Origin of the sequence: Carboxylicivirga agarovorans (assembly GCF_050589845.1) — a bacterium.
GTDB lineage: Bacteria > Bacteroidota > Bacteroidia > Bacteroidales > Marinilabiliaceae > Carboxylicivirga > Carboxylicivirga agarovorans.
Genome location: NZ_JBNGPA010000050.1, coordinates 1 through 12086, shown reverse-complemented (window position 1 = coordinate 12086; position 12086 = coordinate 1). Strand labels below are relative to the sequence as shown.

The following is a 12086-nucleotide window of genomic DNA, read 5'->3' as shown; positions in this document are numbered from 1 at the left end:
TTATGACAATTAGTATATGAATAAAATTAATTTTATTACACATTTTTTTCTGGATACACTTACTATGATTTATTAAATATTATAAAAGGTTAATTCATTTTTACAATAGAAATAGCCTTGCTTAATAATAGTAATATACTATAAAATGTTCAGTCTCTATTCTCTTGATATCAAATGAATCTATTTCATATCGCATCTCATTAGAAAATTCTCCTTTTTCTGAGATTAAATAAAAACTGTTAATTGTATTTTTTTTAATTGATAAATATTCATTTATGGCTTCTTGATTATATCTAAAAAATAAAATTAGTGGTTTTAAATTTTGTAAATAAACGTATCCCCATAGGTTTGGATTACTTACAATTACGTGATTACCTTGCGGAATAATATTCTCTAACTCTCGTAGTTTTTGGTATTTCTTTAAATCAATATATAAATATTTACCACAACTATTATTTGCAATTACAGTTTGTTCTGCAAAATTATAGCCAGCAAGATTATTCTTATTAAAATTGTAATAAAATAATATAAAAATTACCGTGACAAATACTTGATGTGTTAAGAAGTTGAAATGGAAGTATCTTTTATTCTTTTGGATAATTAATACAACTGCAATAAGTGGTGAACTAAAAACAGAAGCAATACTTGCAAAAGAATGATCGGTTCCAATAGTTAAGAGAATTGGAATGGACATTGCAAATGCAATAATAATAGAAGTTTTGAAATCTTTTAAATATAATCGGTCTATAATCAATGCTCCTGCAATGATATAAATAACTTTAATTGGAAAAAAAGAACTTGGCGCTTCTAGAATATTAAAAGCAAACTGAGCAAATATTACAGCTGCTGTGATCCAATACAGGTACAAATACTTTTTGTAATATTTAAATGAAATCCATAGAAGTATGGATAAAGGAAAAATTTCAAAGAAGAAGTATTTAATTGTTGATATGCACCATTTTATAATTTCTCCAACTCCATGATTTGTATCATATTTAATAAATAAACTAGAGACTTTTAATTGATTAATAAAATATGAAAACGGATGTATTGCAAATAATATGGTTACAAATGTAATAGCGCCTAGCGTGATATAAAATATTGATCTATAATTGCTCTTGTCATTCTTATGCTTATAGTATATTATGCCAGTTACAATAAATATTAAAGGAGATGATGTGATTTTTATAAATGGAATAGTTAGAAGCAAAAAGCCAATAAACGTCCAAATTGTATTCTGATATGATTTTTTTGTTGATGATAACGAAAAGAATGTTAGACCACCAATAATATTTGTGAGTATTATGTTGTAATAATCCCAACAAGGAGACACCTGTAATGGTAATTTAAAAATAATAGCGGTTAAAACTCCTATTAGTATCAGATCTATTTTTTTCTTATTACCTATAAATTGACCACAACCAAAGACAAAAATGATTGAAGAGGTAATATTTAAAAAGAATATCAGGTGCCTATTAAGAACAATGTCGTTAAAATTTAGAAAACCAAATACCTTATACCACTGTGAAACTGATGCACTTTCTATATTATCAAGTAGGTGTAACTGATGCCAAGCTTCATCCCCCCAAAACATACCCTTATTAAGTGTATATACAAAGAAAATAACAAGTATGATTGTATAAATAAAATATAAAGTATTTTGAAGATATAAGGAATGTTCTTGGATTTTACAAATAAGCTTAGTATACATCTTTAGTTATTTACATTTAAGGATGAAAGCGAATATGTTTTAAGTTATATTTTTCATATACTTCAGAACATTTCAATCAAAGGCTATAGAACCAATCAATCTGCTTTTCTATATAGTAAAGCGGCATATATAGTGTGGCGTTTATAATCTGTATAATGTCCCACTTTTTCTTAATTTTTTATCTTTTTAAAGAGACCTAAAACTTTTTTTGATCGACTACATATTTTTTTAACAGGGCAACCAGCATAAATGCCCCATTCCTCCAGATTTTTTTTCACTAAACTCATAGCGCCTACTGCTACTCCTTCGTTAATTGTTAAGTCAGGTAAAATAACTGAATTAGCACCAATTTGTGAAAATTGCCTGATAGTTACGAGGCCTCCATGAACGTTAGTAAACTCATCTGGCACCATTGGACTAATTAAATAGTCACCAGAAAAATCATCTGTAGCACTAAAAACTGTACATCTTGGAGATAGACCAGTATAATCTTCCATTACAATACCAAATTTGCCATACATAGCAGAATATGCTGCAATATGAATATAATTTCCTAAATGAATATTACCCGATAAAATGCAAAAGTCATCAATACGCACATTAGAACCAATACTAATCAGTTCTGGACTATATATTGATGCTTTATCAGAGATTAAAACATTATTTCCATATGATTTTAATCCCAGATTCTTGAGTTCTCTTTCAGATAAAAAAGCCATATTAGTATTTTATGTATCTAATGATAATTCTGCAAATCAATTCAATTTCCTCCTTTTCCAGTTCATGATAAAGAGGCAGGCAAAGAATTCTCTTGGATATATTGTCTGATACGGGTGTACCTTGTTTAACTATATATTCTAAATCAGAAAGGGAGGGAAAAAAGTACCTTCTTGCATATATCCAGTTGTTTTCCAGTTCTTTTTTTACTTTTAATAGAATTTCTTCACTCTCAAATATTACAGGGAAGTAAGAGTAATTGTAATCAGAGGCATCATTTATTTTTTGAAAAGCAACACCCTTATTGGACAGTAGTCTTTTGTAAATACCACACTGCACTTTACGTTTGGCAATTATTTCATCTGCATATTTCAAATTACAAAGTCCCATAGCAGCATGAAACTCAGAATTTTTACCATTGATGCCAATTCCATCGAAGGATTCAGATGTTTTAAAACCAAAGTTACGAAGCTTAGATAAGCGATAAATAAGTTCAGGTGATTTTGATATCACAGCACCGCCTTCAACAGTATGAAATAATTTGGTAGCATGGAAACTAACTGTACTTATATCTCCATATTCTAAAACGGATTTCTCTTTATAATTTACTCCAAAGCAATGGGCTGCATCATAAATAACTTTTAAGTTATGTTTTTGGGCAATTTTTTCAATAGCCGAAATATCGCATGGATTTCCGAATACATGTGTTGCCAAAATACCTGTCGTTTTTGAAGTAATGGCTTCTTCTATTTTTTCTGGATTAATATTTAATGTTTCAGGATCAATATCTGCGAAAACAGGTTGACAATTTTCCCACATTATAGAAGTTGTTGTGGCAATAAAGGAAAAAGGCGTTGTAATTATTTCCCCTTCTAGTTTTAAGGCCTTAATTGAAATTTGCAAGGCTAAAGTACCGTTGTTTAAAAAAAGTAAATGTTCTACGCCCAGGTAGTCTTTTAACTTAAGTTCTAACTCACTTGATAATGGCCCCATGTTGGTCAGCCATTTTTTGTGGTAAATCTTATCAATGTATTTTAGATATTCTTCTTTTGGAGGAAGAAATGGGGAGGTTACCTGTATCATATTACTTTTTATTAAAGATCATGGCATAATAGCCTTAACTTTTCTCTAGACATTTATTTATTTTCCTTTTTATATCAAGTTTTTTTAGTTCATCCCAAATAAGTATACCTCCCTCAATTTTGCTTATGCCAATAATTAGAATAAAAATAAAGGAGTATATTATTGCACCTACAACTATACCAACTAAATGATGAATATCGATATTACTTAAAAAGTGTTTTATGCTTAAGGCCAACGATAAAGCTAAAAAAAAATATAATCCTGATATCTTAAAGAACCACCATTGTCCGATTTTCATTTCTTTACTAGCAAATATAATATTCAACCAAATTGCGATTAACCAGGCAACAATATTTGCGATCAAGTAACCTTGAATACCCCATATGAAACCAAAACAGAGAGCAGCACCAAAAACAATCTTTTTGAATATTTCTAAACGAAGAAATGCTTTTGAATTCCCATTGGCGGATAGAATATTAACTAACATTGTACTCAATGGAAATCCATACGCAGTTAAAATGATTAATCGAAAAAGAGGGATCGAGTCAAGCCATTTTTCTCCAAAAAGAAATAGAATCAAGTGATCACCAATAACAAAAAATAGTCCTGTTAAAAAAAATGCTAAAAGATTAATCAAATGGTAACCTTTATATACCACACTTTTAAACTTCCTCTTATCATCCTGAACTTTACTTAAAGTAGGATATAAAACACTCATTAAACTGCCTGAAGAGTAATTAACTACATAATTATTTAACGAGCGGGCCCTAAAATAATAACCAAGCGTTGCCGCATTAAAAAGCTTTCCGATGATTAATGAGTCTATATTTACAAATATAGTATCAAGTATACCTGATATAAACATCCTAAAACCAAAGCCCCAAAGCTCTTTAATGGCAATCCAGCTAAAGATTAGTTTCGGCCGCCACCGTACTCTGTAAAATAAATAGGTATTAGCAATAATAGGATTAAGCAGGCTTTGTATTACCAAGCTCCAAACTCCAAAACCTTTAAAGGCCATAACAATTCCAACAGTACCACTTATTGCTGCACCGATTAAAGCACCTTTAGTCGGTATTTCATATTCAAGCTCTTTTCTTAATTTAATTCGAATCACATTTCCAATAGAGCTTAAGATAAATACAAATGACATAGCTCTGGATATTGATGTAAGATCTGCATTTTTATAAAAATACCCCACAAGTGGTGCGGCAATAAAAAGTACAATTGTTAATAATATGCCAACTCCTATGTTGAAAAAAAATACGGAACCGTAATGTGCATCTGATAATTCTTTACGTTGAATAAGAGCAGTCCCTAAGCCCATATCAATTAAGGTAGCTGCTAAAGCAATTACTACGTTGACCATTGCTAATAATCCGAAATCTTCAGGCACTAAAAGTCGCGCTAAAAAGATAGATATAATAAAGCCAACCGATTGACCAGCTATTTTGCCGGTAAAGTCCCATACAAGAGCTTTAGTACTTTGTTTTTTTAGTGAAGTCAATTATTAGAAGTGTATTAATTAAACTTAAAACGATGTAATGCTAAAACTTTTTATATCATCAATAATTGCTTCCTGTCTATGTAAATCATAATAGAAAGGCAGTCTAACTAGGGTTTCAGAATACATATCAGAATTTATAAGGACGTTTCCTTTGTATTTATGAGTATAATAATCACTTTTATGTAGGCTTAGATAGTGAAATACAGGATTTATATTCTGCTTTTTAAGATAATCAATTAATAGTGTTCGAAATTTGTTTGATGGACATATCATATAAAACATATGTCCATTGTTGGTGGCATGGTCTGGTACAACTGGTAATTCAACCTTATTTTTTCTTGCCCACTCTTTAAGACCATCATAATAGTTTTGCCAGATTTCTTTTCTTCTATTTTGGATGTTATCCAATTCCTCTAGTTGAGCAAATAAAAATGACGCATTAAGTTCACTAGGCAAAAAACTGCTACCAGTATCTACCCATCCGTATTTATTGATCTCACCCCTAAAGAATTCCGCCCTGTTTGTTCCTTTTTCCCATATAATTTCGGCCCGTTGAACAAAACGTTCATCATTAATAGCAAGTAATCCTCCTTCGCCACATTGGATATTCTTGGTTTCATGAAATGAAAATGTTCCCAAGTGTCCAATACTACCCAATGGTTTATCCCTATAGTAACTATCAATTGCCTGAGCAGCGTCTTCAATAACAAAAAGATTATGTCGATCGGCAATATCCATTATTTTATCCATATCACATGCAATTCCCGCATAATGAACAGGTACAATGGCTTTAGTTTTAGTTGTTATTAATGCCTCCAGTATACTCTCATCAATGCCAGGATGGTCAGTTCGACTATCTGCAAACACAATATGAGCACCTTGTCGGGCAAAAGCCAAAGCAGTACTTACAAAAGTATATGATGGAACAATGACTTCATCTCCGGGTTGGATATTGATTAACATGGCACACATCTCAAGGGCATCGGTGCAACTTGTTGTCAGTAATGTTTTTTTGAAGCCCCACCGCTCTTCAAAATAAGCCTGACATCTTTTTGTAAATTGACCATTACCACTTAAATGACCTGATTCAACGGCTTTATATAGATAATGAGCTTCCTTGCCTGTAATATAAGGTTTGTTAAATGGTATCATTTGTTCCATAGGTGGTAGATATATTGTATTTCTTTAATTGAGTATCCATTCTTTTTATAAAAAGAACATGCGTGTGTATTCGATAGCTGAGTTACAACGGTGGCCTTGGTAATTTTATTCCTCATGTACCAATTTTCGGCGGCATGCATTAACTGCCTGCCTATACCTTTACCATGTTGTTTTTTTGCTGTTGCAATTAAACCAATATTACCAGTAAGTTCTTCTTTCTTAAGACTTACAAATCCATTGATATTTTGATTGTTACCATGCACGAGGACTGTATCAGCTAATTGTCCGCTGATGGAATTATCAATCCAGGTTTTGTACATCTTTTCAAAATATGGTGCTAGTTCTGCATCCTTTTTAAAGCGACTTTCATGACCACTTAGATAAACTAACTCTAATAGTTCCGAACATGCACATCCTTTGTATTCTGAAATGTTCCTATTATTTACGTAAACAGTTTCCTTATTAATTTTCTTTGAAAAGGTAACTTTTTCATCCATTAACACTACACCGGTTATTGCATCTTCTAAATTGGATGCTCTTCTCTTGTCAATGGTCATCAGGTACAAAAGGTCATAGTTTTGTTTGTATTGCTCTTCTTTAACCTTTGCAATTTCCTCTTTAGAAAGAGCATCAATATCGACCTTTCCGATCTTGAAGTTAAAGAAATCACTATCCCAACCTAAGTGCTGAATTTCAATCATTATTACCCAGGTTTAAACTGTCTTTAACAATGTAAGTTGGTCGATTCTTTACCTGATCAAACATCCGTCCAATGTACAAACCAACTATACCTAAAATGGTAATAATAATACCAGATAAGAACCAAATAGAGATGATTAAACTACTATAACCACTCACACTAATTTGATGCGTTAAACTGCGATATAATATAAATAGTGCAAAGATAAATGCCAGACATGAAATAATTATACCCAATTTAACGGTTAATCGTAAGGGTTTATCAGAGAAAGATAAGATTGTATCAAGAGCCAACTTTAATAATCCTTTTAAAGTGTAACCACTTTTCCCTTCTTCTCTTTCACTATGGGAAACTATTAGTTCGGCAGATGTAAAACCAACCCATTTGACCATAGTGGGGAAGTAACGGGTGTAATCCTGCATATTAAGTATAGCCTCAATTACTTTTTTGGAATAAATACCAAAATTAGCTATTTCAGCATTCTGCTCTGTATCTGTTAGGTATGCTAACATTTTATAAAACAGTTTAGAACCCATTCTTTTAAAAAAAGAATCTTTCCTGTCTTTTCGTTTAGCATAAACAATATCATAGCCCTTTATAGCCTTATTATATAGATTAATGATTTCTTCCGGTTGATCTTGCAAGTCGCCATCCATCACCACAATCCAATTCCCACTTGCGTGTTCCAAACCTGCTGTAATGGCATAATGTTGGCCAAAGTTACGAGACAGGTTGATGCCTTTAATTCGCTTATCTTTATTAGATGCCTCTTCTACTAAAACCCAATCATGTAATGGACTATTATCATTGACATAGATTATTTCAAAGTCTTTGCTAATTGAAGACAATGATTCTACTAATCGTTCGGTCATCTCCAGGATAAAAGGAGCACACTTGTATAGCGGCACTACAACAGATAGCTTTATCATCTTAGTGGTAGTTATTTGATTATCTTTTCGATCTTTAAAACTTTGGTATTTTAGTTTCTTTTAAAGACTTTAAAACTTTATCTTTTTCAGACAATACAATTTCTTCATAAGATAATTTCCAGTCAATCTCTATGTCTTTATCATTCCAGGCAATACCACTATCGTAATCAGGTGCATATTGGTTATCCACCATATAACTAAAAATAGCCGTTTCACTTAATACAATAAAACCATGAGCAAAGCCCTTCGGTACAAATAATTGGTACTTATTGTCACCTGATAATTCAAAGCTTTGGTGCTGTCCGTAAGTTGGTGAGTCTTTTCGCAAATCAACTGCCACATCCAATACCTTACCTTCAATGCATCGTACCAGTTTTGCTTGTGTATATGGCGGTCTTTGAAAGTGCAAACCACGTAATACACCATAGGATGATTTTGATTCGTTTACCTGAATAAAATTCACATCGCCAATGTGCTGTTTAAACTTATCATGATTATAAGCTTCGAGGAAATAACCGCGATTATCACCAAATATTTGAGGTTTAATTATGGTTAACCCTTCTATTTCAGTTTGTATAAACTCCATGTATTATTTCAACTCGTAAATTATTTTGCCCACAAAGGGCACTAATTGAAACTAACTTCTTTTGTTGGTTTTTGCGTAATTAGCGTGAAACTTTCTCAAGACTTATATCTCATCTTTACTTTTACTTAAAAACGTCGCCCACACGATCGGAGTCGTGCGATAGCGCTTCCCAAAAAAGCTTCTGTTTTTATCGCTCTGCCAAGGCTAATAAATACTGCCCATATTGGTTCTTACTTAATTGTTCACCTTGTTGTATCAGGGCTTCTTTGGATATCCACTTTTGATTGTAGGCAATTTCTTCAGGACAAGCTACTTTTAATCCTATTCGTTTTTCCAGTGTTTCAACAAAATGGCTGGCCTCCAACAAGGATTCATGCGTACCTGTATCTAGCCAGGCAAATCCTCGGCCCATCAGCTCCACTTTTAATCGATCTTCTTCCAGGTATTGCTGATTAACGGTAGTAATTTCCAGTTCACCCCTGTGACTTGGTTTTATGGTTTTAGCCACCTGAATCACATCATTGGGGTAGAAATAGAGACCAACTACCGCATAATTAGATTTGGGTTGTTCAGGCTTTTCTTCAATGCTTGTAACATTACCTTCGTCGTCAAAAGTACATACCCCGTAACGTTCCGGGTCTTTGACCCAATAGCCAAACACCGCAGCCTTGTTTTGCTCTTTTACCGTTGTCACAGCATTCTTTAATAAGTCAGTAAACCCGTGACCATAGAAAATATTATCACCCAATACGAGGCACACATCATCATCGCCAATGAATTCTTCTCCCAAAATAAAGGCCTGTGCCAGTCCATCGGGAGAAGGCTGAACCACATAATCGAGGCGGATACCCCATTGTGCACCATCACCAAGCAGGCGTTTAAAACCAGCCTGGTCTTCAGGAGTGGTGATAATCAATATATCGCGTATGCCAGCCAACATCAATACCGACAACGGATAGTAAATCATTGGCTTATCAAAAACAGGCAGTAGCTGCTTGGATGTCGCTAAGGTGATGGGGTGGAGGCGCGTGCCCGATCCACCGGCTAATATGATTCCTTTCATGTTATGTGCGAATTATTAAATTGGTGTATCTCTTTTATCTTAGTTCTTACGTCTTTATCTATAAACGAAGTGGTCCAATCTCACCTCTCACTTCTCACAACTCCCCAGATTGCTATCGGGGTCTTATCTCTATTCCCTCTCAAACGGATGTTTTGCCAACTCACCTTTTGCCAGTGGGTGATAATCGCCAACCAGACCAATAACCTCTTTATTGCGGATATCGTGTACAATTTCAATGGCCTGGCGCGTATCTCCAATACGATAGCCGGTGCCTTGCAATATATGCTGGTAACTGACCGTATGCAGATCGGTAAAGCCACCGCTGAATTCGATCTCCTCACCGTCGATGGTTATGGAGCGATAGGTGCGCATGCCTTTGGCTTTAATAGTCTCAGGTATGGTGTCGTAGTTAATGGACAGGAACCAGCGCACACGAGCTTTCTCAAGTTCCAGGTATCCGGCGGCGCGATCGTGGGTATGGATATGTACCATATTGCTTTTAAGCGGTCCAAAGACCCAGGTCAGCATATCGTAAAAATGCACCCCTATATTGGTAGCGATACCACCCGATTTGCTTACATCACCTTTCCAGGAGGTATAATACCAGTGGCCACGCGAGGTAAGGTAGGAGAGGTCTATATCGTAAATCTTATCAGGATCACCTTCCTCCACTTTCTTTTTAAGCGCCATAATGCTGGGGTGGTGGCGCAGTTGTAAGATGGTATAGATATTACCCTTTGATTCTTTTTCCACATCCTCCAGGGCATCAATATTCCAGGGGTTTAAAACGATTGGTTTTTCACATATCACATCAGCGTCGCGGCGAAGGCCAAAGCGTATGTGTGAATCGTGCAGGTAATTGGGTGAACACACCGATACAAAATCCAGGGGGGTATTGTTACGTTTTAGCTTCTCAATATGGCGGTCGAAACGCTCAAACTCCACAAAGAAATCTGCATTGGGAAAGAAACTATCCATAATACCCACACCATCATAAGGATCGTAGGCTGCAACCAGCTTATTGTCGGTTTCTTTAATGGCTTTCATATGTCTTGGAGCTATGTATCCAGCTGCTCCAACTAATGCAAAATTCTTCATTTATATTATTCTAATATTTGCGAATTGATCTAATTATATGCGAATTATTCTAATGGGTGCGAATTATCGCAAATTAAGAAACTGACTGAAAGTGTTTTGATTATTAGTCATGTTTTCTTTTGTCTTTAATCGAAGTGATCTAAAACTGATCATTAGCGTTCTTAGCGCAAAACCTTTGCGACTTTGCGAGAAATATCACCTCTGTAATACCCATAGCTTCGCCTCCTCAGTCACAAAGTGTGAGTGCGTTAATTCCGATAAACAGGGATAAAGAGGTTGATAATCATCAACTTAAATCCAGTCTGGGTGTATTTGTGAGATATTGGCGATATCTAATGCATGTATACACCGAAAAAGGGGATAGGTTACCCTAAAAACGGTGATTTTTATTGGTATTTACAGTCACAACACAGCACCTGATACTCTTGCTATTGCCATAACGATCTGTCTGCAATGCTGTTGGTGTAAAATATGACGCAAATTGGGAGATACAATGCAATACTAACCTGTATAAATCCTTAAGGCTGGTCGTCAGCCCATTGCCGGTATAACCAGGATAACGGTATGATTTATTAGGGGGTGTAATCTTTTTCGAAAACGAATTTTTGTCCAAAACCTCTTTATAAAAATACATGCGAATTTAATAAAAAAAGTTAACAGGCGCAGGGCTTGCAGGGCTATTAAAGCAATGGAGATGCTGATAATTGTGGAATAGCTTAAGTATTATAGAGATGGGAGAGGGTGTTAATTGGATTTTTTCTATAAGTTCATAATTATTTGATAACAGGTTTAGGGATGTATAATTAGCGTATTTTAAAGGCACGATCCGCGACGGCGTGAGTTGTTAACATCGCTTTTGATAGGATAGCCCTTCACAAATAAGTACCTGTTCCGCTGCAAACAAATTCCCGCATTAACAAATTCGGGGTTGCAGCGGGATGATGGGGATGACTGGTCCTGGGGCGTCGCTACGCTTTCCCCCAGGTTATGATGATGTGGGCCTTCAGTCCGTTATTTACAGCTTGGTAAACTATTCCGGAGGAATAATCCGTGTAAGTGATGTGTATTGGTGAAATGATTCCCGGTTTTGCTGAAATAATTATTCCGATCTTAATTATTCCGAGGTTATTTTATTACAAGCTGTAAATCCATTCCGCAGGAATACAATTTGTGCAAATTTGTGGATGAATCATTTGAAGCTGCCAATAAACATCGTATCCCTTAACTATACAACTACCTATTCCGCTGCAAACTAATTCCTGCATTAACATATTCACGGTTGCAGCGGGTCGATGGGGATAACTAGTCCTGGGGTGTCGCTGCGCTTTACCCCAGGTTATGATGATGTGGGCCTTCAGCCCGTTATTTACAGCTTGGTAAAATATTCCGGAGGTATAATTCGTGTAATCCGTGTAATCGTTAGTTTGTACTTGAAAAAGAGAAGAAGATAAAAAAGAATATTTTCTTTGGATAAAAGCTCCATCTGCTGCGTTAACTTTACCGTGTAATTAGGAAGAATCTATCACAGATA

Annotated in this window: 10 protein-coding genes; all 10 read right to left on the bottom strand. The window is 34.8% G+C overall.

Going from position 1 to position 12086, the window contains the following annotated elements; all coding sequences use genetic code 11:
* Window positions 1-121 precede the first annotated feature (121 nt).
* The 10 genes from ACRD69_RS23930 to ACRD69_RS23885 all read right to left on the bottom strand — a co-directional run bounded on the left by ACRD69_RS23930 (window position 122) and on the right by ACRD69_RS23885 (window position 10555).
* Window positions 122-1711, bottom strand: coding sequence for a hypothetical protein (locus ACRD69_RS23930; RefSeq protein ID WP_430817679.1), 1590 nt, complete (start codon window positions 1709-1711; stop codon window positions 122-124).
* A 170-nt stretch (window positions 1712-1881) separates the two neighbouring features.
* On the bottom strand, window positions 1882-2430 hold the full coding sequence (locus ACRD69_RS23925) for an acyltransferase (protein WP_430817678.1): 549 nt from the start codon (window positions 2428-2430) through the stop codon (window positions 1882-1884).
* A 1-nt stretch (window position 2431) separates the two neighbouring features.
* Window positions 2432-3511 carry a DegT/DnrJ/EryC1/StrS family aminotransferase gene (locus tag ACRD69_RS23920; protein WP_430817677.1) on the bottom strand — a complete coding sequence of 360 codons (1080 nt, stop codon included), beginning with the start codon at window positions 3509-3511 and terminating at the stop codon, window positions 2432-2434.
* A gap of 34 nt (window positions 3512-3545) precedes the next feature.
* A complete protein-coding gene (locus ACRD69_RS23915) occupies window positions 3546-5018 on the bottom strand; it encodes a lipopolysaccharide biosynthesis protein (RefSeq protein WP_430817676.1) in 1473 nt (490 codons plus the stop codon).
* Window positions 5019-5042: 24 nt separating this feature from the next.
* On the bottom strand, window positions 5043-6179 hold the full coding sequence (gene rffA, locus ACRD69_RS23910) for a dTDP-4-amino-4,6-dideoxygalactose transaminase (protein ID WP_430817675.1): 1137 nt from the start codon (window positions 6177-6179) through the stop codon (window positions 5043-5045).
* Window positions 6167-6880, bottom strand: a complete 714-nt coding sequence (locus tag ACRD69_RS23905; RefSeq protein WP_430817674.1) for a GNAT family N-acetyltransferase — start codon at window positions 6878-6880, stop codon at window positions 6167-6169. Before ACRD69_RS23905 ends, rffA begins: the two co-directional genes overlap by 13 nt.
* Entirely contained in the window at window positions 6873-7808 is a 936-nt protein-coding gene (locus ACRD69_RS23900; protein WP_430817673.1) for a glycosyltransferase family 2 protein, read from the bottom strand. Before ACRD69_RS23900 ends, ACRD69_RS23905 begins: the two co-directional genes overlap by 8 nt.
* A gap of 34 nt (window positions 7809-7842) precedes the next feature.
* Window positions 7843-8394 carry a dTDP-4-dehydrorhamnose 3,5-epimerase gene (gene rfbC / locus ACRD69_RS23895; RefSeq protein ID WP_430817672.1) on the bottom strand — a complete coding sequence of 184 codons (552 nt, stop codon included), beginning with the start codon at window positions 8392-8394 and terminating at the stop codon, window positions 7843-7845.
* Window positions 8395-8581: 187 nt separating this feature from the next.
* Window positions 8582-9457 carry a glucose-1-phosphate thymidylyltransferase RfbA gene (gene rfbA / locus ACRD69_RS23890; RefSeq protein WP_430817671.1) on the bottom strand — a complete coding sequence of 292 codons (876 nt, stop codon included), beginning with the start codon at window positions 9455-9457 and terminating at the stop codon, window positions 8582-8584.
* Between the two features lie 129 nt (window positions 9458-9586).
* Window positions 9587-10555 carry a Gfo/Idh/MocA family oxidoreductase gene (locus ACRD69_RS23885; protein ID WP_430817670.1) on the bottom strand — a complete coding sequence of 323 codons (969 nt, stop codon included), beginning with the start codon at window positions 10553-10555 and terminating at the stop codon, window positions 9587-9589.
* Between the last annotated feature and the right edge of the window lie 1531 nt (window positions 10556-12086).

Bases quoted from the DNA above. Each gene is read 5' to 3' on its own strand.
- ACRD69_RS23930 (WP_430817679.1), bottom strand. From the start codon at position 1,711: ATGTATACTAAGCTTATTTGTAAAATCCAAGAACATTCCTTATATCTT.
- ACRD69_RS23925 (WP_430817678.1), bottom strand. From the start codon at position 2,430: ATGGCTTTTTTATCTGAAAGAGAACTCAAGAATCTGGGATTAAAATCA.
- ACRD69_RS23920 (WP_430817677.1), bottom strand. From the start codon at position 3,511: ATGATACAGGTAACCTCCCCATTTCTTCCTCCAAAAGAAGAATATCTA.
- rffA (WP_430817675.1), bottom strand. From the start codon at position 6,179: ATGGAACAAATGATACCATTTAACAAACCTTATATTACAGGCAAGGAA.
- ACRD69_RS23905 (WP_430817674.1), bottom strand. From the start codon at position 6,880: ATGATTGAAATTCAGCACTTAGGTTGGGATAGTGATTTCTTTAACTTC.
- ACRD69_RS23900 (WP_430817673.1), bottom strand. From the start codon at position 7,808: ATGATAAAGCTATCTGTTGTAGTGCCGCTATACAAGTGTGCTCCTTTT.
- rfbC (WP_430817672.1), bottom strand. From the start codon at position 8,394: ATGGAGTTTATACAAACTGAAATAGAAGGGTTAACCATAATTAAACCT.
- rfbA (WP_430817671.1), bottom strand. From the start codon at position 9,457: ATGAAAGGAATCATATTAGCCGGTGGATCGGGCACGCGCCTCCACCCC.
- ACRD69_RS23885 (WP_430817670.1), bottom strand. From the start codon at position 10,555: ATGAAGAATTTTGCATTAGTTGGAGCAGCTGGATACATAGCTCCAAGA.